Origin of the sequence: Paenibacillus sp. 2TAB23 (assembly GCF_052115165.1) — a bacterium.
In the GTDB taxonomy this organism is placed as follows: Bacteria; Bacillota; Bacilli; order Paenibacillales; family Paenibacillaceae; genus Pristimantibacillus.
On record NZ_JBFRGD010000024.1, the window covers coordinates 79,940 to 104,446 of the forward strand.

Here is a 24,507-nt window from a genome sequence, read left to right on the forward strand (position 1 = left end):
GATGAACAATTTTCCAGCAAAAAAAAAAAAGACAAAGAGCGCTCCACTCCTTGTCTTTGTCATATTCTATTCGTGTTCCATTATTTCCAACCAGCGACGGCTTCCCATTATCTTTCTGGGATAGCCGTCGTTTCATATGAACAGAAGCAAGCCACCAGCCATAAGCCTGTTAGTCCATGCCTTGCCTATTTCCGAGCTTCTCTAATTCCTTAACGATGTTAATATACCTTGTTGAGCCCAATAACAGCTCATTGTACAAAAACATATAGAGCATAATGTTCTCATTATTAAAATCATCTATCGTGAATCGCTTCAGCAGCTCTGCATATTCCGTATAAAAGGATACCTTTTTCATTTCGCGCTTGGATGCAGCTATTCCAATTAGATACGTTGACAGCTCCTCGACGCGCTCGGATATATACGCTACAACCTCGTCAATCTCCTCCTGCGCCGCTTGGCCCTCAAGCAAGAAAAAACGTTCCCATTGCTGCTTATACCATTCCACTCTCTCCCCATGCATGATGAGATAAATAGGCCTAGCTAGCAGTGTCTCTCTTTGCAGCCTCCGAATGGAAAATCTTCGAGTAATTGCTTGCAGCACTATAATCACCTTCTCCCGCCATACTCCATTACCGCTGCTTTCAAGCTTGAATTCCTAATATCTATGCTATAATACTCCCATTAAAGCAATAAATTCGCGAAAGGATGGAAAGAAAATGAAAATGACCGTCGATCAACAGGGCGAGTCGAGGGTAGCGATCATCGAGAGCGGCGAAATCGTCATTGCGAACGTGCAAGATGCGCTGGATTTGATGGCAGCCGCCAGCTATCATGAAGACTGCTACAAAATATTAATTCGCAAATCGAACATCCATGAGGATTTTTTCGAGTTAAAAACGAAGCTTGCCGGTGATATTTTGCAAAAATACACGAACTATAAAGTAAAGCTCGCCATTGTAGGCGATTTTGAAAGCTATGACAGCAAAAGCCTGAAGGATTTCATATATGAAAGCAACAATGGGAAACAGGTTTTTTTCGCCAAGGATATCCCTTCTGCGCTGCAAGCCCTTCACCAAACCAAGTGACCACATCAGCGATGTGGTCTATTTTTCAATTATCTAACCCTGAGCAGCCTCTCAGAACAAATCCAGCTGCTCCACAACAGGCGGAGGAGGCTCATTCGGGCTGCTGCCATCCGGCCTTTTTATCCATACATATCGTAAATAAGCTCGATGTTTATTACACACCTTTGATTAAAATCCACGTAAATGTATAGTTGCCCCATATTTATAATCTCTAATTAAACCTATTGTGCATGATTTTATTTGTAGGATTTTTATATTTTCATGATCGCATTTCATATTACAATCCACCTTTTGTAAATTATATTAGTGATTAATAAGATAAATCATCTTAACAAACGAATGCAATTATGCTAACATTTACTAATAAATTTAATTAACTTGATTTTCATCATTAATTACAGGGGGAACCATTTATGCGTTCAAAAATGATTAAATTGATCACACTGTTTACTTTACTGTGTGTGATCATGGTGACCGTCGTGCAAGCTTCGGGAAGCTCCACTACTAATATTGAGATAAGCGGGCAAAGGTCGGTTATTGAAACGATTAAATCCGGTAACGTAGTAATGGCTCCGATTTCTCTCTTTCAGGATGCCCTTGATATGGATGTAAAATGGGACGCCGGCTCCAAATCTATTACGGCCACATTGGGCGATCGAACCGTTACAATGACCATTGGCAATTCTTCAGCCACCGTCACGGAGGGCACAATCAATACTACTTATAAAATGGATCAGCCCCCTCTTATTCGAAATCAAAAAACTTGGATTCCCGTGCGCTTCGTCTCAGAAATGTTAGGGCTTCAGGTTGGCTGGGTACAATCCACCAATACGATAAAAATCTCTACAGACGCCGCTGCGGGGGCGCAAGGTCCTAAAGGGGAAACGGGAGCAACAGGTTCTCAAGGGCCTTCAGGCAGTACAGGTTCGCAGGGACCTAAAGGCGATACTGGTGTTGGCGGAGCAACGGGGCCTGCGGGCGCTGATGGGGCAACCGGACCCGCTGGGGCGACTGGTGCTGCGGGGCCTGCGGGGCCTGCGGGGCCTGCAGGCGCTGACGGTGCGACCGGACCCGCTGGGGCAGACGGAGCTATTGGACCTGCGGGTCCACAAGGACCTACGGGACCTGCGGGGCCACAAGGGCCTACGGGACCTGCGGGCGCTGACGGGGCGACCGGACCCGCTGGGGCGAACGGTGCTGTTGGGCCTGCGGGACCTGCGGGGCCACAAGGACAAACCGGGGCGACAGGCCCTGCAGGCGCGTCTGCGATCATTCCGTTTTCCTCTGGCGATGCAGTCAACTTAACTACAATATTAGGCGGACTGAAAGGAACCGGAGCACTAGTTGGCTTTGGAAGCTCGGTAAGTAATGCCGCATTCATTGGAGGTACTATTGACATTACGAATGGCAAGAATTTCGCATTCGTTATGCCAAGATCCGGCACGATAACATCACTCAACGCTTTCTTCAGTAGTTCGAATGCAATAGCCTTAATCGGAACGACCGTAACCCTTAGCGCACAGCTTTATGAAGCAAATAGCAGTAATTCATTTATACCAGTCGGCCCAGAAGTACTGCTAACGCCTTACACGGGCATCGTGTCTGTAGGTTCAATTGTTGAAGGCGAAAATAACTCGATGAGTATATCCGTTGAAAAAGGAAACCGTTACATGTTGGTATTCTCAGCAACAGCTACCGGAATTGGCCTCATAAATACTATTAGCGGATATGCAAGCGCAGGAATTGAAATTACCAGTCCATAAAACACATTTGGCCATGAAACTCTGCATTTTGGGAGCTTCATGGCTTTTTTTATATAACGGTTTGTCAAGCTAAGTGCGACACCCCTTCCATGAAAGCTTCGTGAGCCGACCTCCACCCGAGACATTTACGAGGGCGGTTGCTAATCAAACGAATGGCATCGACGAAGCATGCCTTCACGCCATACCTGACCCTCAGGTTCGCATTGCATATCATCAAATGATTTTTAGATCTCTCCCTAAGTCTTTAAAACAAATCCAACTGCTCCACAACAGGCGGAGGAGGCTCATTCGGGCTGCTGCCATCCGGCCTTGTTAGCCCTAGAAGCTCCATTAGCCGCTTCGCGTTTGCTGCCGCATCACCGCCGGAATTGTTGTTGAAAATAACATTCACCTGCTTGCTCTGCTGCTCCAGCAGCCTTAGCTTTTCGGCCCAATCCAGCAGCTCCTCATCGCTGTAGCGGTACAAATAGCGCACCTCCCGCCAGTTCGGCGCGCTGGCTTGATTCCAGCCGGACACGTTGCGGCCGTGAAACCGTACGACGGTCATCTCCGAATCCGTCGCTTTCAGCACCGTTGGGATCGAGCCGATCCCGGCCTGCGGCTCATCGCATACGCTATGTATCCATTGCTCCTGCTCCATGAACGACAAGGTCTTCTCCCGGTATGCCTCGGTAAACCAACTCTGATGCCGGAATTCGAGCGCGCAAGGAAAGCCGCTCATCCGTGCTTTCGTCTCCCTAAGGATACGCACATTTGCCTGCGTACAATCGAACCAAGGCGGATATTGGAACAATGCAGCGGACAATCGACCGGCTTCCATAACCGGCTCAAGCATCGTCCGAAATGCCGCGAACATCTCATTCGTTTCTGCCGCAGGAACGCTTGGACCTCGCTGATGGCCAGTCATGCCCTGATAGGCCTTCACGACAAAATGCAGCGTTGCGGGCGTATCCTCCAGCCACTTTATAAACCGCTCCTTCGACTGAATCGCATAGAAGGTGCTGTCTACCTCCACTAGAGGAAAATGCTTCGCATATTGCCGCAGCTTGCTGCCCGCCTTCGTCACTGATGTATACAGCTGATCATGGTCTCCCCAGCCTGCTAAGCCAATATGTATCGACATATGTTAATCCTCCCGCCTGCTTTTCCATTATTATACCTAAATTCCTCCTACAAGAAAAAACGGCTTCGCCGTCCTCTGCAAGAGGAGGGTATCCGTTTCTCGTAGAAATAGAAGAATACTTTAAACGCATGAAACCTATAAAGTCTTATATTTAAAAAAACAGCTCCTTCGTAGTTAACCTACTAGAGAGCTGCTCATAAGCTGCTTCAAAGTCAAAGCTCACAAATATTGATACTCCGAAAATGTGGCAGCTTGTCCAAGATAAGCGCCGGCATCGTCAACCAAATTCCACACCGTTGCGTTCACGATATAGAATCGCCGACCTGTGCTCGATATCCGTATGCCGGTGTAATTGTCGACATAGCCGTTTGCCGTTACCGCTTCAAAAAAACGGTCCCGCTCCGCTCGCTCCATCGGCTCTGCCGTCAGACGGGAGGGTGTGCGGGTAAATCGCTCCCACTCCATGTCCCATAGCTCAAGACCTCGGCGGTTTCCGTAATTCAGAACGGGATCTGCTTCGGTCCCGTGAGACAAGATTACGATAGGCGCTTCGAATAGCTGCTCCTTCACACTCTCGATCTGGACAAGCGGCAGAAGCGCATTCCCCGTCCATTTCCTATAGCTTTCTACTAGAAGCCTTGCATGCTCCTCGGTTGCTCCTGCACCTGTCAGCGGTAATGGCATCATCCTGCTCCTCCCCGTTTGTTTCGCTTCCATTTATATAACATGGGGAGCCGCACATGTCCACTAGCCAGAGAGCAGGCATCCGCTCACGGCTAAACCTCCGCTAAACGCGGTTCAGGCTGCGCAGGCGCAGCAGCGCTGTCAGTATCATAAGAAAAGCGACAAGCGCCAGCATTGGAATCGTAATAAAACCGAACCAATTCAAATAATCACCCTGACAAGATACGGGTCCGCAGGATGCAAGCGGCGAATCATGCGGAAGCTTCTGCAGTACCGTATGGTAGAGCGAGAACCCTCCCCCGATTACGACTAGCGGCAATGCATAGGAGACGATGCCCGTGTCCCCTTTGGAATACGCGATACCGAGCATTAGTGCCAGCGGATACATAAAGATGCGCTGAAACCAGCATAGGCTGCACGGTGCAAAATGCATAACCTCGCTCAAATACAAGCTTCCCGCCGTCGCAAGCACGGCTGTTGCCCAAGCTGCGAACAGCCAAAACGACTTTTTCTTTTCTATTGAATCTTCCATCCTATTTTCCTCGCCTTCCCTTTAACTCCACATGCGCAATCTTATGTTTATTTTCGCTCATTGGAAGGCGGTTCGGCATGACTCGAAAGGGCTACTCGACACGGCTTAATTAAATATTTACAAAACTGCCTACTGCTCTAAGCGCTGCAGCAGCGTTAGGAAGGAATAAAACAAGGCTGCCCCAGAAGGTCCTCGCCTTTTGGAACAGCCCTGCTATTCACATCTATAGAAAGATGCGTCTTCTTTGTTAAAAAGGATTGGACTTATACACACTCGAATATCCGCCTGCTTCGCCCGACAAGCTGTGCGCCTTGACGCGGTAATAGGCTTCCTTCGTATGAATACGCGTCGGATCAATCCAAGCCCCGGCGTGCTGAACCGGCTGTTTATCGTATACGATGCGCCAAGGACCGCCCTCGCCTTCCGTAGATTTCTCGATCGTATAGTAGGCTGCCCCTACCGTTCCGCGAAATTTCACGGCTGCGGCCGCATCCGTTATGATCGGAGCATCCGGCAGCGAAATCTCTGGCAGCGCTTGTCCGCTCATCCGAAACGCATGCTCCCTCAGCTGTTGAATGCGCTGCTGCAGCTCCTCGTTAATGCCACAGCCGGGATAATGCACGGCAAAGCCGTCATAATGCTGCACGTACCCGCCCTCGTCGTGATGGCCGAACAAAGACCAGAAGCATGTGCCGGAGACAGCCTCTTCTGATTCTGCCGCAATCAGGAAACCTTGCAGATCGCAATCCGGCCAGCCATACTCACCCGCTATATAGACCTTGCCGGCAGCCTGCACCGCTTTCGCATCCCTCAACAGCTCCTCGGCATTCGCCGGATAATAGTGAACGTCAACAATATCCAAGCTCGGAATCGCTAATTTATCGGCATCCAGCTGGAATTGCTTGCCATGGGCGGTTAAGTGGCGCGGCGCTATTTGCTTCAGGAACGTACAAATCTCCGCTACCCAAGCCGCCGGAGCATCGTTAAGCTCATTGCCAAGCTCCCATGCCAGAATCATCGGGTCATCCTTGTAGGCAATGCCGGTATATGAATTTACCCGGTTAACAATCGTATAGATATACGCTTTGAAATCCCGTATGACATCTTCATCCGTATAGAAAGCATTCGGATCCTCAAGCCCTCTCCAGCCCGTAAACGTCGACCGGCCGCCGTGATAGTAGCCCCAATTGCATACGAACGGAATAATGAGCCGCAGTCCGCGCTTCCCCGCTTCCATAATCGCAAAGTCGACTCTGCGGAGAGCTTCCTCGTTGTACTCGCCAAGTTTAGGCGATATAGCCTTCGGACAGCCTTGCGAAGCCGCCAGCGTATGCGAGCGCACGACTGTTGCGCCCATCTCCTTCGCTGTGTCGAGCGCATCAATGACGCGGAACGGAGTCGGCCAATCGATCCCGCCCACATTCTCGTCAAGGCCAAGCCAATAAATATTAGGGCCGCCGAAGCGGAATGGCTTGGCGCCTTCCATCAGCCTGGACCCTTCCCGCTCTATAAATTGCTGCTGTGTCATCGGTTATCAATCCCTGCTTTATATGATTAATCTTTCATGTCGGTAAATGAATAGAATCGCACATCCGGCAACGGCAGCTGCAGCTCCGTCCCAATAGGCTCCTGCGCCCTTTCCGCAAACAGTTCCTCCGCTCGCCTGCGACAGGTCAAGACAACGATTCGCTGCTCGCCTGGAAACAACGTGAAATGACTGGCGCTTGCGGTCATCCAATAATCATCGCTCTTCTCCTCCGCGTGGACATGCAGCGCTGCTTGATGTCCTTCGTTCCGAACGATAAAGCTGCTGCGAAGCGCTCCCTCCGGCAGTCCTTCGCCAAAGTCGGCAGCTTGCCATGGCTGTACCTGCTTCGTGGATAGGGTTGAAGCGGTGTTCGTCCACGTGCTTGCATAGAGGGCTCCTGAGCGGGTCGAGAATATATACACACCGCGATCCGGCTCCCCTGCTTGCTCGAAGCGCAGCCGTACATAGAATAATCCATCCTCCACATGCGGCGCTTGAAGCATAAGAAAACCGATTTGGAGCGCTGCATTCCGCTGCGTCTTCCCGCTGAACGATTGCTCATGAATGATATTTCCCCGGCTGTCCAGCACCTGGGCAAGAACGGTACAAGTCTCTCCGCTAACGTCTGTCATGACATACACGGGCAGAATGAGCTGCTCATCCGGCAAATAATCCAGCTTGCGGTAATCGAGCCAGGCATGCTTGGGAGCAAACGCCTCGCGCACCCAATAGTAGGCCATCTTGGCCTCATTGTAATAATCGACTAAGTTGGTGCAGCTGACATTCGGCCAAGGCTCGTTCATCTGCCAGATGAGGCTGCCGCTGTTTCGAAAGGCCCTTCGACGATTCGATTGCAAAATAAAACGAAGCCCCTCGGCCTGCATCCACTGGCTGGCAGCTGAGAATGCCGATAAATGTGTCATCTGGCCAAATAGCTCTGTATCACGGTCATACGTATCCCACCATTCGCCGTGATGGCGCCAAACTAAGCTCTCTTTCATCGAGACGGGCTTGCGATGCTGCTCGCTGATGAACTTGCGAATGCTCTTCACGGCGCTCAGTCCATCAACGCCAAACTCGCTGTGAAACAGATGGTCTGCTTCGCTGTACAGCTCATAATGAACCGGATTCCCTTGATACTTCCAATGTCCGTGCACATCATGGCTGACACCCTTCTCGGCTGTAATGTACTGGACCGGCCCCGAGGCCGAGGTCGGCAGAAACAGCCGCTGGCTGTCATGCAGCTGGACCAGCTGCTTCAGCATGGCAAGGTTCTCGTCCTCATACGTGGACGGTACATTCGGCTCGCTCATCAGCTCGTTGCCGCCGCTCCATACGGTTAGGCTGACATGGCTCCGCCGTGTCTTCAGCGCCTGCACGGCTGTCTGCTCCAGCAACCTCAGAAATTCCGGCCGTTTGGACGGTGTGTTGTCTATGCCGGAGCTCGATTGAATGAATTCCTGCCAGATCATAATGCCGTGCTGGTCGCAAAGCTCGTAAAGCATACTTTTCTCAATTATTCCGCCGCCCCAGATGCGCAGCATATTCATATTCGCTTGCTTCACCGTGTGAATGAGCCACTCGTAACGTTCACTGCCGACGTTCCCATACAAGTGATCGAGCGGCGTAATATTAGCGCCCTTCAGGTAGATCTTAATGCCATTAACGATAACCGTGTAAGGCAAAGCGTCCTGCGGACTTTCTTCATTCCGTGCATACCTAAGGCTGCGAATACCCGCTCGAAGCCGCTGCCGATCATAAATAATCGATTCGCCATGCAGCGTAATCATGACCTCGTATAGAGGCTGCTCACCGTAACCGTTCGGGTACCATAGCTGAGGATGCTCGATGCGGATGTCCATCTTTTGCATGCAATGAACATCTGTGACCTGCTGCGTGCAGCTCGCCGCTTCGGCACCTCGCGGGTCTGTTATCCGGACAGTCAGCCATAAATCATCAACCGGCAACACAATCTCCTCGATCGCGACGGCAAGCTTAATGTGGCCGCTGCCATCCTTCGCATCGGTATGGAGCGACGTTTCGCCTATTGCATACGCTTGTTTGACAATGAAGCAGATATCATCCCAGATTCCGACGTTGACCAGCCGAGTCGAGAAATCCCATTTGTAGTTGAAGCGGCTTTTCTGCGTGAACGTGTCCGAGGTTTTGCCGATTTGCCCCATTTCATCCGGTGCGTGCTTCAGCACGATCATAAGCTCGCCAGACTGACGGCCGCGCGTTTGTTCGGGAGTCAGCGCATAACGCGCCGGCACGTACATGCCCTTGTGCTCGCCAAGCAGCTCTCCGTTCCAATAAATAAGCGCCTCGTAATCCAGCCCTTTGCACAGCAGCTCCAGCCGTTTGCCTTTCGACTCCGGAACCGGTACCTCTGCTCTGTATACCCACCACCGATTCTCGACCCACTCGCAGCTCAGGCTGTTTAAATCGACGTACGGATTATCAATCAGGCCCGCTCGAAATAAATCCTGATGCACGCCGCCCGGCACCGTTGCCGGCATCCAATCAGTCACGCCAAGCAGCTCGTCGCCGATCTCCATGCTTGTTCCTTTTAGCGGCACCCACGGCCAGAAGCCCTTTAGCTCCCACCCGCAGTGGCGAAGCGAATGCTCCTGTGGTTCGAATAGCTCGTCTTGCTGCATCACGCTTCCCCCTTACCCTTTCACCGCGCCGTTCGTCACGCCGGAGAATATATATTTCTGCAGAAACAAATAAAGCAGCACCGTCGGGATCATGATGATCAGAATCGCCGCGCATATGTTGCCCCACTGCGCTTGGTTGTTGCCCGCAAAGCGCATGATCGACGTAGAAACGACGACCAGCTCCTGCTTCGGCATATACAGAAACGGAATGTAGAGCTCGTTGTAGATATTGATTGTTTTCAAAATAATAAGCGTGGCCGTTGCCGGGCCGAGCAGCGGAAAAATGATGCCCGCATAGATGCGGAATAAGCTGGCCCCATCCATCATCGCGCTCTCATCGAGCTCGTATGGAATATTTTTAATAAATTGCAGGTAGATGTAGATCTGGATCACATCCGCCCCGATGAACAGCAGGATAGGCGCATACAGCGAGTTGTATAGGCCCATCGATTGAATAAGCGAGAACACGACGACCTGTGTCGTAATCGTCGGAATAATCGTAGCGACCAGAAAGGCGCCGAGAATTTGCGTTTTCCCCTTGAACTCGATCCGCCCGATCGCATACGCCACCATGGTGCCGAGCAGCACGTTGCCAGCTAGCGATGCGATGACGATGACGAACGTATTCGAGAACGCCTGAAGGATGTCGGCGCGCTCGATCACCGCTGCAAAGTTGCTGAAGTTGAAGAAGCTCTCCGGAAGCGCAAACGGGCTGGAGCCCTCGTTCTCCGTCTTGAAAGCATTCACTAGTACAACATAAGGCGGGAACAATACGACGTAGGTCGCGAGCACGAGCAGTAAATATTTCAGTACATGAATGGGATCGAACCGTTTCGCTTGCATTCGTTATTCCCCTTTCCGGTTGATGACTGCATTCTGAATGCCAAGTATAAGAACGGTAAATAGCAGCAGCACGACGCTCATCGCGGAAGCCAATCCGTAATTGTTGAACTGGAACGCGGTTTCGATCGTCTTGAGCAGGAACGTTTCGCTTGCGCCCGCAGGTCCGCCCTTTGTCAGCACGAACGGCAGATCGAATACGGCAAGCGCTCCGCTTAACGTTAAGAACATATTGAGTTGAATGATTTTGGTCAAATTCGGGATGGTTAAGTACCATAACGTTTGGAAGCGGTTGGAACCGTCAATTTTGGCCGCTTCATACATATCGCCTGGAATCGACTGCATCGCGCCCAGATAAATAACCATGTTGTAGCCCATAAACCGCCAGAAGCCGATCGATGCAAGCGAGAAGTTGACAAGCGACATATCGCCGAGCCAGCTTTGCTGAAGCGAAGAAAGCCCGATCATGCCCAGCAAGCTGTTAAGCGAGCCGTTTGTCGTATCGAAAACATACTGAAACATGAAAGCGACCGCTACGGCGTTCATAATAAAGGGAAGAAACAGCATGACGCGAAATACATTTCTTCCACGAAGTTTCGAGTTGAGAATCACCGCGAACACGATGGCGATTATATTTTGGATGACGCCAATGATGACGTACGGGATTTGATGGATAAATACGCCGAACAAATCGGAATTCGTGAAAATTTCTTTATAATTGCTTAGGCCCAGCCACTCACTGCTTTCGCTGATGCCGTTCCAGTCCGTGAAGCTTAAGTAAATTAATTTGACGGCTGGGTAATACGTGAATAAACAAAGCAAGGCCAGCGGGATCGATAGGAAACTGATCAGAATTAGCTTTCGTTGCGCTTTGTATGACAGGGCGTTCATCGTTCCACTCCATTTCTCATCCAAAAAGGGCTTATAGGTGCAAAGGGATGACCAGACTCTATCGCCGATCATCCGCTTTGCATATCTGTCTATAGTAGAAATAAGTTTATTTCGCTACCGCTTTGCGTGCTTTTGCCCAGCTTTCGTTGTATTTGTCTAGAATCGACTGCGGGTCCTTCGACAATACGAACTCCTGTACCATCGCCTCTTTCGTCATTTGCGCTTTGTTGACGATGTCCGTTGCAGCCGCGTCGTCGGCAACCGCTTCGATGTATGTCGGGTTGAAGGAGTTGAATTCCGACAGCTGCGGAACATTCGGCTCTTTATCCTTCAATACCGGAATGAAGCCTGCGAAGTCGTCAAAGCCGGAATCCTCGACCATCCATTTCACGAACGCTTTTGCAGTCGCGAGGTTTTTGCTGTTTTTGTTCACGCCGTATGCCCAGTCAGGTGCAAGCGCTACATTGGATTTGCCGGAATTGTCATATGGCAGCGGGAAGAATCCGACGTTGTCTGAAGTTGTTCCGCTGTCCGCTACCTGCGGGATAACCCAGTTGCCAAGCATATACATTGCGAATTTTCCGCTGGCGATATCTTTTTTCGATTGCTCCCAGTTCGTCGAGTTAACATCCGGCTCTAGATAGCCTTTTTCATACATGGTGCGGATGATGGTCATCGCTTGACCGTAAGCATTGTCCATTGCAAAAGGCGCGTCCGTGTCTTTGCGCTCGTTGTTAAGGTTGGCATTGCCCGCGATTGAAGTCGCAACCTCAGATGCCCATGGGTAAAGCGTCCATTGATCCTTAAAGTTGGATGCAAGCGGTACGATGCCCTTTGCCTTCAACTTCTCTGCCGCAGCATAAAAAGCATCGAGCGTCGTTGGAATTTCAGTAATGCCTGCGTCCGCGAACGCTTTTTTGTTATACACGATGCCCGTCGTGCTAGCGCCTGCGGAGATGCCGTATACTTTGCCGTCATGTCCTTTGTAATCCTTGAAGTAGATTCGGTCGTTCAGGCCGATATCATCGAGCGGCGCAAAATATTGCGGAAGCTCGGAGTTCGGAATCGTTGGAATAAGAACAACGTCTGGAAACTCGCCTGACGCGATGCGGATTTTCGTCGTTTTGTCGAGGTCGGTTACCGCTTCGAATTTCACTTCCGCGTTCGGGTATTTTTCTTTGAAACGTTTCGCGTAGTCTACGTATTCTTTGTCGACCATGTCCGTACGGTTGGTCAGGAACGTAACCGTACCGCTAATGTCGCTTTCCGCGCCGCCTTCGTTATTTGCGTTCGTTGCGTCGGTTGCGTTGTTTGCTGGAGCATTCGTTGCCTCTGCTGGCTTGTTGTTTCCTCCGCATGCTGCCAATAGAGCAACGAGCATCATAAGCGTTAGAACAGACAATAATGGCTTCTTCATTGTGCTTCCCCCTAATAAATATGGTATCGTTTACATTTCGAATTTTAACATATTGAAACTTATAATTCAACATATTTAAATTAAAATAAACAAATATTATATTTTTAAACGTTTGGTGATGGAAATGCGGCTTTTGGTGGGGGAACGGGCGGGCTCGGCGGCTCTTGGCGGCTCTCGGCGGCTCTGTAAGAACCTATCGGTTCTTACAGGCGATCAAGTTGGTTAGTTTGGGGGCTGTTAGCACCTATTTGTGCTTACAGTTGCTTTTCGTGGTGAACGGGTGGGCGTGGTGGCTCTGTAAGAACCTATCGGTTCTTACAGGCGATCAAGTTGGTTAGTTTGGGGGCTGTTAGCACCTATTTGTGCTTACAGCTACTTTTCGCGGCGCACAGGTAGGCGTGGCGGCACTATAAGAACCTATTGGTTCTTATAGGCGCTCAGGCCGGTTTGTTTGGAGGCGGTTAGCACCTATTTGCGCTTACAGCTGCTTTTTGTGGGGCACGGGTAGGCGTGGTGGCTCTGTAAGAACCTATCGGTTCTTACAGGCACTCAGGTTGGTTAGTTTGGAGGCTGTTAGCACCTATTTGCGCTTACAGCTGCTTTTCGCGGCGCACAGGTAGTCGTTGCGGCACTGTAAGAACCTATCGGTTCTTACAGGCGATCAAGTTGGTTAGTTTGGGGGCTGTTAGCACCTATTTGTGCTTACAGCTACTTTTCGCGGCGCACGGGTGTGGGCTCGGCCACGTGGGGAGACTGGTTGGGAGAGRCGACTCTCGGCGGCWCTGTAAGAACCTATYGGTTCTTATAGGCTCAGGCCGATTTGTTTGGAGGCGGTTAGCACCTATTTGTGCTTACAGCTACTTTTCGCGGCGCACGGGTGTGGGCTCGGCCACGTGGGGAGACTGGTTGGGMGAGGCGACACTCGGTGGCACTGTAAGAACCTATCGGTTCTTACAGGCGCTCAGGTTGGTTAGTTTGGAGGCTGTAAGCACCTATATGCGCTTACAGCTACTTTTCGCGGTGCACGAGTAGGCGTTGCGGCTCTGTAAGAACCTATCGGTTCTTACAGGCGATCAGGCTGGTTAGTTTGGGGGCTGTTAGCACTTATTTGCGCTTACAGCTGCTTTTCGTGGTGCACGGGTGGGCGTGGTGGCGACTCTCGGTGGCTCTGTAAGAACCTATCGGTTCTTACAGGCGCTCAGGCTAGTTTGTTTGGAGGCTGTAAGCACCTATTTGCGCTTACAGCTATGCCTTGTCCACTGTGCCTACTGATGCGCGTTTGATAAGCTGGGTAGACAGCAGTACATGCTCCGGCGTCACGTCTGGGTTCTCGATGCGGCGCAAAATCATTTGGGCAGCGCGGCTGCCGATATCTGCTTTAGGAACGCGTACTGTGGTGAGTTTTGGAGACATGATTTCTGTCAGCGTTAAATCGTCAAAACCGATAACTGATATATTTTCAGGGCAGCTTATGCCCCAATCACTGAGCAGCTTAAGCGATTCGAATGCCGTAAGGTCATTCGCACAGAACAATGCGGTCACTGGCTGATCGGCTTTTACAAATCGGCTAAGCACCTTCGCAAATTCAGTCGCCACATACATACCTGTGCCGCTTACCCCAATGCCTTCGATCGTAACCGCTGTTGCGTTGCTCGAGCTTTTGCGATTGAAATCCCGAATCGCTTCCTCGAATCCCCGGCTTCTCTCCCGAAAACTCCATGATGTATCCGCATCGCCAACGAAGCCCAGCTTCACATGGCCGGATTCAAGCAGATGGTTCGTAGCCTGATATGCGCCAAGAAAGTTGTTAGCCAGCACATGGTCAATCGATGACTCCAGTAGATTTGCGTCAACCATAACGTAAGGAAAATCAGTTGCCGCCAATGCTTCGATATAGCTGTCCGGCAGATGGCCCATGACGATAGCTCCGTCCACCTTTTTCTCGTAGATACTCGAAGGCAGACCCTCTTTCGGCGACAACGAGATATCAATGCTGGAGAGAATCATACTGAAGCTATGATTAGCCAGCTCCTTTTCTATACCGTGTATAACCTTGCCCCAATACTCCATGTCGTCCAGATATGCTCGCGGCATCAGCACCGCAAGATTGCCCGTGCGCGAGGCAGGAATCGTCTTGCGTGAGGATTTCATGCGATAGCCCATTTCCTCCGCTTTTGCCCATATTGTTTCCTTGGTTACTTCATTAACAGCGGGATCATTAGACAATGCCTTGGATACGAGCGCTTTGGAGACACCCAGCTCATCAGCGATTAATTGCAGCGTAATTTTTTTCATGTCCTGCGATTCCGTCCTTTCAACTGTCATACTCTATTTTAAACAATAGAACTTTTTTCAACATTTTTCAATAAAAAAGCTTCATTATCTCATTAAATTTAACGAATCGGTACTTAACGGACTAAAAACAGCTTATAACCTTTATTCCACTACCACTTCGCTCCGCACAAAACTTCATCATATTTCGAAGACGCTTTCGCTCAAGACATCACATTGTTTAATGGCAAGCAAGAACCATACGAAGATTTAGCCTGTAATAGACGCGAACAAGCCGCGAGCTATTGCCCGCGGCTTGTTCAGAGTACATTATTCAAGTTTGGATCGTTTACTGAACAATTCGATTAGCAAAACGATGCAGAAGCGCCGCAACCTCAGCACGAGTCGATTTGCCCTGTGGATCGAGCAGACCGCCAGTCTTGCCGGTAATCAGCTGTGACTCAACCGCCCAGCGCATCGCTTCCCGCGCCCAGTCGGATACCTGCGCCTGGTCTGCAAATGCGGGATACTCTCCCATATCCAGTCCTACGCCAACAAATGTGGAGTGTTCTCCCGTTTTCAGTCCTGCGACTATAGACGCGGAATGCTCTGCTGTTTGCGGCGCTACGACTCCAAATGCCGAATACTCCGCCTCTTCATGCGCCGCGCCCGCAACTGCGGCAACCTCAGCGGTATTCTCAGCCGCGTAGCCGCGAAGCGTCGCGTAGCGATAAAGAATAGCGACCATCTGCTCGCGTGTAACCGCGTCCTGCGGTCCGAACTGGCCGTTGCCGTAGCCGGTCACAATGCCTTGCTCATCGGCCCATGCCGCAGCGGCTTCGTACCAGCTGCCGGAAGCAACGTCTGTGAAGCGGTTAGCGACAGCAGCCGGTTCTCCCGCTAGTCGGTAAAGCACCGTTACGAGCATCGCGCGGGTCATTTGACCTTTTGGATCAAACGCATTGGCGTTCACACCAGAGAATAACCCGCCTTGCACGACATAAGACACGCTGTCGTAGAACCACTGTCCCTTCGTCACATCTAAGAAAGGGTTGCTCCATGCAGCAGCCTCATTATAACCAACCACATAGTAAGAAAGATGATCGACCGTGAAGCGAGCCGTTTGCGACTCTGCATCGTATTGGCTCGGCACACCCGTTAGTTTGCCCGCCTCATCCAAATACCAGATCGCGACACCTTGCCCCAATTGACCTTTCTTCAAGGCGTATGGCAGTGCAATGGTCAACTCACCCTCAAAAGAAGTGATCTTCCGCCCTCCGCTGCTCATCGAAATATCATATACCTTGTTGCTGGCAGCAGATTTGAGCTGTTCAGCCGTAAGCTCGGATGTGTTAACCGCTACGAGTGTAATGCTCACGCTCTGACCTGCTGCTTGCTTCGCAGCAGCTAACAATGCCGCGAAATCGAGACTGACCGTCCCGCTCGGCAGCTTAAATGCTGCGCCTTTCTTAGACTCGGCCAGTTTTTGCAATACAGAGACCGAAACCTCTACAGAGGCCGCACCCGTTACGCCACTTAGATCAAAGCTCGCTTCCGCCGAAGCTTTGGCGAGTATCTCATTCAGCTTGTTATCGGAAATCGTCAGCACGACGCGTGTTCCGCTTAGGCTGTAAGGAATAGACACAGCCTCGCTGCCTATACCGACTTTTATAGCCGAATCAACTGCCGCACCACCGCCACTGCTGCTCCCGCCAGCCCGGACCAAGCCATCATAGGCAGCATTCACCGCTTGAAGCGCGTGGTTCACCTCATCCTGCGTCGCGCCAGTGTTTCCTAGCACTACCTTCGCCGCAGCGACAGCATGGGACAAAGCTTCCCAAGTGCTCGACGTATAATCGCTCGCATTCAGCAGAGCAACCTTTGCGAGCTGCTCTTCAAGCTCGCTCCTATCAACCGGCGTTGCCGTATTGTCACGAGTCGTGAAACGAGGCATGCCTTCGGTGCCTATGCTGTTCTGATAGAACTCCGCCATCGCTTCCATCGTATTGTAGTTCCATGTCCGTACTCCCCATGGCATCGCAATCGTCCAGTCTGGCTGTGCTGCTTGCTCCGCCTGCGTCGGGAAGACAAACGTTTCTCCTATGATCAGCGGCTTGCCGTCGGCATCGGCGATCCGCTTCGCCTGCTCATAATAACGCGTGGCATACCCGCCAACATCATAGAAATCAACGGAGAGAACGTCGTAATACTCTTTGCCTGGACTAAAGCTGTTCCAATCATTCGCATCATACTCCGCAAGCCCGCCGTCAATTCCCTCATAACGGTCGAACTTTGCATCACCGTCAGCAAAGCCGTAATTATCCGGCAAGTCCTGAATGTTCCATACCCAAACAATGTTGGAAAGGCCCTTTTCCTGCTCCATGTAATCGTGGAACATGCGATAAAGCTCAGCGCTGCCCTCTTCGCCCGGGCGTCCGCCCCACCAGAAAACATGCTGGTTCATTTCATGGAATGGCCGCAGCATAATCGTTACGCCCGCGTCCTCCAGCTGCTGCAAATATTTCGCATATTCATCCATCCGCAGCTTCCAGTTCGTATTGAGCGGAGTCCCCTCCGTCATCAGCTCTTTCCACTGGTCATTATACAAATAGCTGAAAATGCGGTTAGGGCTTGGCATCGTTTCATGTGCCTGGTCTCCGCCCCAGTTGCCCTCGGACTCCTGCTGCACCGTATATTGCGGAGGCGATACATGGAACATAATCTGAACCAGATTCCCGTTGTTCCACTGACGAATAACCTCATTAATCATATTCTGGCGGTATTGCACCGTCCCTCCTGTCAGGAAGTCCGCGCTGTACAGCGCCGGATAAACGCCGAATTCATTCGCCACTCTCTGATGCAGCACGTCGTTGCTGCCCGGATTCGCATAGGACTGGTCATGATGCATGGCAGACAGCATACCTTTGCCGGTCAAGTCCTTCAAATATTGAACGACATCCACTGCTTGAGGCAGCTTGCTTACGTTAATTTGCAGCTCAGTGTTGACATCAACTGTGTATGTTGTTCCTTCCCAATAAAGCTTAGCCTGCTTGAGCTTAACGTTTGTGCTGCCTTCGCTTAGGAAGTCTCCTTTCGGAACAAAGCCAGAACGGTTAGGCAGTACAGCTTCATTCGTCGATTCATAACTCACCTGTACGATTTTGCCCCCGTTTGGCACGGTGGCATTGTTGTTCAACAGGGAAATCAGGTTACCGACTCCATCAGCCTGCACATTCGTCGAATTGAACGTAATTTCCGGAAGATCCGGCTTTTGATCAAATACGAGGCTGATCTCGTCAAGCGTCAGCTTGCCGCCTGCCCCTCCTGCTACCTGATTCGCATATAAGGCAAAGCTAACGATGCCTTTTGTGTTCAGCGTGCCGCTGCCCTCTTTCCGCTTGAATGCTTCAATTGGAATGGTGAGATGCTGCGGTGCTGCAGATGCTGCATCAAAGCCCGCGAACTGATTCAGATGCAGCTCGTAGGACGCGCCATCTGACAATTGAAGCAAAATATCCTGCCCCGAAGCATCGTTCTGGATCCACAGCTCAATAGCCTTCAGGCCCGGCCAGTACCCATTCACCGGGTGCGAGCGGCCGGAATAGCCATTCGTGAACGAATAAGTGAATGCCATCGCATTGTTCATGCTTTCCCCAAACGGCGACTTCACCAGTTCAACCGTATTGGCACCGCCATTCGTATTGCGGGCATACGCATTGTCGAGCTCTGCACTGCTGGCGTAGGAGGAGAAATCATCCAGAACCATGCGGTAATCGCCTGCCTCGCCTTCCAGCGACTGCGCAAACAGCCAATCGAACGTCTTGATGCCGTATGTTTCGTCATAATAATTGTCCAGTACCGGCACCCATGAATGATGGCCGTCATAAGTGACGCCATTGTACACCATATTCGCGAACTCGGTATACTTCACATTCGCTTGGCGACTGGACAGCTCCTCGTATGCCTTGCGGCTGTTGGACGCGCCGATCGTGCCGTCATTGGCCGCATGGAACAGCCACAAAGGAATAGTCGTCAGCTTGTCATAGTCTGCTGCAGTTAAATCCAAATTGCCCGGTACTGTAGTTGTACTGCAGATCGGAACCGCGGCAGCATATAAGCCTGGCTCTTGCAGCAGCATTTTCCAAACCCTTGTACCGCCTGCCGATCCGCCAAGCAAATAGATCCGTGACGGGTCAATTTGGCTATCGCTCGCAATCAGCTTTTTCACAAGCGCATTCGCCCCATCAACAATATCGTCGCTGGCGCCGTGAGCAGCGCTGAACTGCGGCGCCAATACGTACATGCCGCCATAGGCTGCTTGCGCAGCAGGCTCGGCGAACGCAATCGCCCCTTTGCTGGATAGGAGCGGCATCTCGCCGACGGAGCCTCTCTCCCCATTGCCATGCAGCCATACGACTAGAGGATACTTTTCGCCAGCCTGCTTGGCTTTCGGAGTGAACAGATTATAGGCATGCTCGCCGTTATCATCGCTATAAGTGCCTTGCGTAAATTCATCTACGATTAAATTCATTTGTTCCTTTAACACATAGCTGCTGTTGTAGGCCAGCTTAGTGCCGAATGCAGACTTCTGCTTGACCTTATAATCCAGCGTCAGCAGCGTTGTCAGCCGATTGACGCTATCCCATGCGGTAGTCGAGGCTTCCGCGAGGTCACGGCCCATTTTGAATTCCAGTATCGCATATCGACCGGTGGCAGTACCTGCTCCTGTCATTTGGCCGCTGTTGTTGACGTAAGCCTTCGTAATCGTTCGCAAGCCGTCATACGCCGTCGTACCTGAGCTTGTCGTATGCTTCGCGCTCACCTCGAACGTATTTGGATCAAGATCCGACGCGTTCATCTCCGTCCCCATATCGATGACGACGCCTTTCACATTCTGCCCCCAGTTCTGTACCTCGGTAACCAAATCAAAAGTAAACGATTCTGTACCGGCGCCGCTTCCACCATCAACCGTGGAGGCAAAAACTGGCGTATCCAAAATAGACAGCGTGTTTTTGTAAAAGCCGCGGAGCTCCTCATCGGTGTTATATACCCAGGCATCGTCCGCCCAAGGCATCATCATCACGTAGTCGCTATACTTTGCGATACCAGCCGCATTCAGCAGCTTGAAGCTCTCGCCAATGCCGATTGGCTTCGGACCGTTACTCCCTCCTGCATCTGCAGCATATTGCTTCATCTGGGCGTAATAGTCGTCGCCTTTGCTTCCCAGCCCATTGGTGTAGGCATCCAGCGTCAGAATATCCCAATATTCATTGCCGGGGTTATAGTCATTCCAGTTCAGACGGTTATCGAAATCCTGAACATTCCACATCCATATCAAATTGTCGAGCCCTTTCTCGTTGACCAGATAGTCTTTGGTTAAGCGATAGAGCGCAGCCGTGTTCTCCGGAATTCCCGCCCACCAGAAAGCGTGCTGATTCATTTCATGGAAAGGGCGTATCATCGGAACGACACCCGCATCCTCAAGCTGCTGCAAGTACGCCGCGTATTCGTTCAGCCGAAGCTTCCAATTGCTGTTCAGCTCTCCTCCGTCCGTAAGCAGGCTTTCCCACTCGGCAGCTGTCAGATTGGCTTGAACCGCATTGCTGCTCCCCGACCAATCCGCGCCCTCTTTCTCCTCGGCAACCGTCCGCACCGGAGAAGTGACATGGAACATCAGGTTGATGAGTGCTCCGTCATTCCACTGCCGGATTGCCTCATCGATCATTTTTTGCCGGTTCGCTACATCATCCTTGAGGAAAAGAAAGTCGCCGCTCCAGATCGCAGGCGTAACTCCCGTCGTTTCCATGATGCGGTCGGTCGTTATGCGCGGCCTCTCGTTCGGCTCTTTGTTGTGCATGGCCGACAGCGTCCCCTTTCCTGTCAAAGCCTTCAAATACGCCAGTATATTGACAGGCTCAGCGAGCTTGCTGACGTCTATGCTGACCGCCTGATTCACATCCATCATATATTGCTTATTGCCGGAGTAGATGGTCACCTGCTTGATCACTACATCAACTTTTCCCTCCGACCGGAATACGCCCTTCGAGGAGAATAACCCGTCATTTCTTAAAATATCGTCGCTGCTGCTCGTATAGAGCACTTGGAAAATCGAAGGCGCATCGCCGGCATTGCCCGGAACGAGCGAAGTGACCGCTGTATTTTTCTTCAACAATGAAATAAGCGTATCATTGCCTGAAGCTGTCCAATCGGTATCTTGGAAAGCTACCTTAAAGCGCGGAGCTTCCTTTGCTGGCGCAAGCGTTGAATAGGAAACGCTGTCGAACAGCAGCGTTCCGCTGCGATGCTCGCCGCCGAGCTTTTTGACATAGAAGCCTAGTCCGCCGATGCTCGCCAAGTCTAGCTCGGTATCTTTTTCAAGCGGCTTAAATGCTTCAATCGGTATTTCCAAATATTGAGCCTGCTTGGACGTAGCATCATAACCTCGCAGATCAAGCAAATCGAATTCAAACCAATTGCCGGCTGCTCCGGATTTAAGCCGCACGAGCACCGTTTGACCGCTGTTACCGTTGCCCTTGAACCACATCTTGATCGACTTCGCTCCAGTGATGTCCATATTCAAGCTGCGGAGCGTTCCGGAGTAGCCCGAAGCGCTGCTTGTGTTATAAGCCATGCTAAGCCCATTCGCACCGCCTCCGCTAAAAGGCGATGCCTGCAAGCTCACCGTGTTGCTGCCCCCGCCTGAATCACGCTCGTATTCAGCCGTCAAAGCAGCCTGGCTTGCGTAGCCATCGAAATTCTCGATGTCCGAAGTTCCAACCCTTCGCGTCTGGAATCTCGGTGTATCTCCAATTGCCAGATTGCTTTGATAAAAGGTTTTAATGGCATCCGCCGAATTTTCGTTGAACGTATCGCCTGCCCACGGCATGGCGAATACCCATTTGGGCTGCTGCGCAAGCTCCGCCTGCGTTGGAAGAACCCAGCACTCGCCGATCGCCATCGGCTTGCCGCCGGCTGCAGCAACCGCCTTGTCGTAATTAGCCTGGGTATAACCCGCCGCATCGTACACATCAAGCGCAAAAACATCCCAATAGTCCGCGCCTGGATCGAAGGCTGACCAGTCTGTTGCGTCATAGCCGTAAGCATCTCCGTAGCCAGCCGGTAGATCCTGTACGTCCCACACCCAGATTAGGTTGTCCAGACCCTTCCCGTCGACCAGGTAATCATGCGTCAATCGGTAGAGTGCTTTCGTATAAGATGGATTGCCCGCCCACCAGAACACATGCTGATTCATTTCATGGAAAGGACGGAACATGACGGTAACGCCGGCATTCTTCAGCTGTACCAAGTACCGGTAATATTCATCCAGCCTCTGCTTCCAGTTCACATTCAGCTCTCCGCCGTCTGTAAGGAGGCTTTGCCACTGCGCTTCGCTCAGATAGGACTGCACGCCATCCTGATTGGCGACTGCTGCACGATCATCCCATTTGCTGCCCGCCTTCTCCTGCTCCACTGTCCGATTTGGCGGAGCTACATGCAGCATTATATTGACGAGCGAGCCATCGTTCCACTGGCGTATCGCTTCATCGATCATCGTCTGCCTAGCTGCCACGTCACGGCCCTGGTACAGAAAATCTCCGCTCCAGATGGCCGGCGTTACCCCCGTCGAGCTAAGAATCCTGTCGGTAGATTCGCGCGGATTCGTATTCGGCTCTTTGTTGTGCATGGCTGTTAACAGCCCATTTCCCGATAGCTCGCTCAAATAGGCCAGAACATCCACGGAAGCTTCCAAATTAGATACTTCTATTGTTATTTCGCCATCGATAGCGATCTCTTTCACCGCACCGTTGATTTGCGCAAGCACCGATTTCAGCTTTATGCGCACGTTTCCGGAAGCCTGGAAGACACCTTTATATGCGAAGCCTTCCGTATTCGCTAGAACAGCTGGGTTGCTGCTCTCGAATGAGACACCAACCAACCGTCCGCCATCGCTGACGTCAGCATGCGCGTTCAATACCTTCAGCAGGTTATCGCTTCCTTGCGCCGTCAGGCTCGTGCTGGTAAAAACAACCTCATCGCTTCCTACCGGTTTGGACCCAGCCGGTACATATCGCACGAGTTGGTCCAGCAGCAGGCTGGAGGACGCCGACAGCTCAGACGTCTTGTTCACGTATAAACCAAACCCGGTCACTGTCTTCGGATCCAAGACCATGCCTTCGGCTTTCGGTTTGAACGCGGTTAGCGGAACGATCAAATATTGCGGCTCCGTCGACTCAGGATCAAAGCTGCCGAGATCATTCAAATGCGCTTCCATGGATGCATTAGAGCCGCTCGTAATCTGCAGCAAAATATCCTGGCCCAGCCCGTCGCCGGTAAACCACAGTCCAATGGCGCCGGTGCCCGTCCAGTCTTGTCCGGCAACCGACTTAACCGCGCCGGTATAGCCTGCGCTGTTGAACGCGGCCGCGTCATACGCGAAGCTCATTGCTTTGCCCCCGTCAGCGGAAGCGGATGCAACGAGCGTCTTCGCATTCATTCCGCCGGACGAATTGGATACCCAAACAGCGGACAAAGCCTCATCATCGGCATAGACATCAAACTCATCTATTGCGACTTCTTCCGCAAAAATCAGCTTCACCTCGTCAATGAAGGCGTTGCCCGTTCCAGAACCGCCCAAATACATCGAAAACGAAATGACATTTTCCGTGCTCGGGAGCTTAGCGGTACCTCCTTTTAGCAAAAATTGATCAATGGGAATGACCAAATGCTGCGGGTCTGCGCTGCCGCTGTCGAAACCCGCGTGCTTCTTCAGGTCAACCTCGTAAGAGGTACCAGGCCACGCATCGCCAATGTTCAGCTGTAGAATAGGACTCTGAGCCGGAGCAGGAAGCTGCACCCATAGCTCAATGGCCGACAGACCTTTCCACACGCCGTTCAGCGGCAAGCCCCCAACATCTCTTCGATGGATAACGCCGTTATAGCCTTGGCTTAGGTTATATGAAAATTGCATCGCATTGCCCAGCCCTTGGCCGAACGGAGATTCGACAAAGGATATGGAGCCAACACTCGGATTAAGATTGTAATCGCTTGCAGAAGCATCGTTATAATCATCCAACACGACTTTAAAATCATCGCCCAAATCTCCCAAGCTGCTCGGCTGTACCGCATTAAGCCCGAATACGCTTGCTGATTCGGCTATTTGCTCCAGCTCGGACACAGGCTCATCGCCTGCCAGCCCTTCAATCTGTACAGCGGGGTCCTCGCTGGCAAGCACGGCAACCGCATCGCCAAGCATCCCGAACACCATAACTAGCGATAGTAAAAGCGATAATCCCATCGAAAGCCTTCGTTTTCTTTTCATACCTGTAACACTCCTTTGTTCAAATCTTTAGAATCGCACGATTGTCTGAAGTCATTCCTTACCGGCCTCGCAGGGCACGGCTTATATTCCCCATCCCCCGATCCATCCCCTTTCAACCTTTTCAACTTTTTGAATACGCTTACAATTTCAAATAGATTATATAATCGACCCGATCTTTTGTAAACAACAAATTTTAACTTAATTACTTTTATATAATTTAGTATAATTACACATTTTGCCACAAGCTCATACAAAAGAAGCGATCAACTATATAATACGCGGTTTTTGTCGATTGAATGGAGATCCTCCATTTAATACCTCAAGTATTACTCATGTGGTTTATCATTCAACATCCTTCTCTCAACAATTAAATTGAAATATGTTGAATTACTGA

Annotated in this window: 13 protein-coding genes; 2 read left to right on the forward strand and 11 right to left on the reverse strand. The window is 51.1% G+C overall.

Features of this window, described 5'->3' with window-relative positions:
- Positions 1-169: 169 nt before the first annotated feature.
- Entirely contained in the window at positions 170-601 is a 432-nt protein-coding gene (locus AB4Z29_RS26450; protein ID WP_441945968.1) for a hypothetical protein, read from the reverse strand.
- A gap of 115 nt (positions 602-716) precedes the next feature.
- Here AB4Z29_RS26450 and AB4Z29_RS26455 point away from each other — a divergent pair, with 115 nt between their 5' ends.
- Together AB4Z29_RS26455 and AB4Z29_RS26460 are read left to right on the forward strand one after the other, a co-directional pair.
- Positions 717-1,085 carry a DUF4180 domain-containing protein gene (locus tag AB4Z29_RS26455; RefSeq protein ID WP_441945969.1) on the forward strand — a complete coding sequence of 123 codons (369 nt, stop codon included), beginning with the start codon at positions 717-719 and terminating at the stop codon, positions 1,083-1,085.
- Between the two features lie 413 nt (positions 1,086-1,498).
- On the forward strand, positions 1,499-2,848 hold the full coding sequence (locus tag AB4Z29_RS26460; protein ID WP_441945970.1) for an exosporium glycoprotein BclB-related protein: 1,350 nt from the start codon (positions 1,499-1,501) through the stop codon (positions 2,846-2,848).
- A 244-nt stretch (positions 2,849-3,092) separates the two neighbouring features.
- On the opposite strand, the gene AB4Z29_RS26465 is transcribed toward AB4Z29_RS26460, so the two are convergent.
- From AB4Z29_RS26465 to AB4Z29_RS26510, 10 genes are all read right to left on the reverse strand, one after another.
- The gene (locus tag AB4Z29_RS26465; protein WP_441945971.1) at positions 3,093-3,971 is read right to left on the reverse strand and encodes a DUF72 domain-containing protein; all 879 of its coding nucleotides are present in this window, start codon (positions 3,969-3,971) and stop codon (positions 3,093-3,095) included.
- Positions 3,972-4,190: 219 nt separating this feature from the next.
- A complete protein-coding gene (locus AB4Z29_RS26470) occupies positions 4,191-4,658 on the reverse strand; it encodes an MEKHLA domain-containing protein (protein WP_441945972.1) in 468 nt (155 codons plus the stop codon).
- A gap of 100 nt (positions 4,659-4,758) precedes the next feature.
- The gene (locus tag AB4Z29_RS26475) at positions 4,759-5,187 is read right to left on the reverse strand and encodes a disulfide oxidoreductase (protein ID WP_441945973.1); all 429 of its coding nucleotides are present in this window, start codon (positions 5,185-5,187) and stop codon (positions 4,759-4,761) included.
- A gap of 247 nt (positions 5,188-5,434) precedes the next feature.
- On the reverse strand, positions 5,435-6,715 hold the full coding sequence (locus AB4Z29_RS26480; RefSeq protein ID WP_441945974.1) for a cellulase family glycosylhydrolase: 1,281 nt from the start codon (positions 6,713-6,715) through the stop codon (positions 5,435-5,437).
- Positions 6,716-6,741: 26 nt separating this feature from the next.
- Entirely contained in the window at positions 6,742-9,375 is a 2,634-nt protein-coding gene (locus AB4Z29_RS26485; RefSeq protein WP_441945975.1) for a glycoside hydrolase family 2 protein, read from the reverse strand.
- A gap of 12 nt (positions 9,376-9,387) precedes the next feature.
- Positions 9,388-10,218 carry a carbohydrate ABC transporter permease gene (locus tag AB4Z29_RS26490; protein ID WP_441945976.1) on the reverse strand — a complete coding sequence of 277 codons (831 nt, stop codon included), beginning with the start codon at positions 10,216-10,218 and terminating at the stop codon, positions 9,388-9,390.
- 3 nt (positions 10,219-10,221) lie between these two features.
- A complete protein-coding gene (locus AB4Z29_RS26495; protein ID WP_441945977.1) occupies positions 10,222-11,106 on the reverse strand; it encodes a carbohydrate ABC transporter permease in 885 nt (294 codons plus the stop codon).
- Positions 11,107-11,212: 106 nt separating this feature from the next.
- A complete protein-coding gene (locus AB4Z29_RS26500) occupies positions 11,213-12,523 on the reverse strand; it encodes an ABC transporter substrate-binding protein (RefSeq protein ID WP_441945978.1) in 1,311 nt (436 codons plus the stop codon).
- Positions 12,524-13,768: 1,245 nt separating this feature from the next.
- Positions 13,769-14,818 carry a LacI family DNA-binding transcriptional regulator gene (locus AB4Z29_RS26505; protein WP_441945979.1) on the reverse strand — a complete coding sequence of 350 codons (1,050 nt, stop codon included), beginning with the start codon at positions 14,816-14,818 and terminating at the stop codon, positions 13,769-13,771.
- 325 nt (positions 14,819-15,143) lie between these two features.
- Entirely contained in the window at positions 15,144-24,113 is an 8,970-nt protein-coding gene (locus AB4Z29_RS26510) for a glycosyl hydrolase (protein WP_441945980.1), read from the reverse strand.
- Between the last annotated feature and the right edge of the window lie 394 nt (positions 24,114-24,507).

What these genes read in the sequence shown, in the direction of transcription:
- AB4Z29_RS26465 (WP_441945971.1), bottom strand. Translation starts at nt 3,971, where the DNA reads ATGTCGATACATATTGGCTTAGCAGGCTGGGGAGACCATGATCAGCTG.
- AB4Z29_RS26480 (WP_441945974.1), bottom strand. Translation starts at nt 6,715, where the DNA reads ATGACACAGCAGCAATTTATAGAGCGGGAAGGGTCCAGGCTGATGGAA.
- AB4Z29_RS26475 (WP_441945973.1), bottom strand. Translation starts at nt 5,187, where the DNA reads ATGGAAGATTCAATAGAAAAGAAAAAGTCGTTTTGGCTGTTCGCAGCT.
- AB4Z29_RS26500 (WP_441945978.1), bottom strand. Translation starts at nt 12,523, where the DNA reads ATGAAGAAGCCATTATTGTCTGTTCTAACGCTTATGATGCTCGTTGCT.
- AB4Z29_RS26495 (WP_441945977.1), bottom strand. Translation starts at nt 11,106, where the DNA reads ATGAACGCCCTGTCATACAAAGCGCAACGAAAGCTAATTCTGATCAGT.
- AB4Z29_RS26470 (WP_441945972.1), bottom strand. Translation starts at nt 4,658, where the DNA reads ATGATGCCATTACCGCTGACAGGTGCAGGAGCAACCGAGGAGCATGCA.
- AB4Z29_RS26485 (WP_441945975.1), bottom strand. Translation starts at nt 9,375, where the DNA reads ATGCAGCAAGACGAGCTATTCGAACCACAGGAGCATTCGCTTCGCCAC.
- AB4Z29_RS26460 (WP_441945970.1), top strand. Translation starts at nt 1,499, where the DNA reads ATGCGTTCAAAAATGATTAAATTGATCACACTGTTTACTTTACTGTGT.
- AB4Z29_RS26505 (WP_441945979.1), bottom strand. Translation starts at nt 14,818, where the DNA reads ATGAAAAAAATTACGCTGCAATTAATCGCTGATGAGCTGGGTGTCTCC.
- AB4Z29_RS26455 (WP_441945969.1), top strand. Translation starts at nt 717, where the DNA reads ATGAAAATGACCGTCGATCAACAGGGCGAGTCGAGGGTAGCGATCATC.
- AB4Z29_RS26510 (WP_441945980.1), bottom strand. Translation starts at nt 24,113, where the DNA reads ATGAAAAGAAAACGAAGGCTTTCGATGGGATTATCGCTTTTACTATCG.
- AB4Z29_RS26490 (WP_441945976.1), bottom strand. Translation starts at nt 10,218, where the DNA reads ATGCAAGCGAAACGGTTCGATCCCATTCATGTACTGAAATATTTACTG.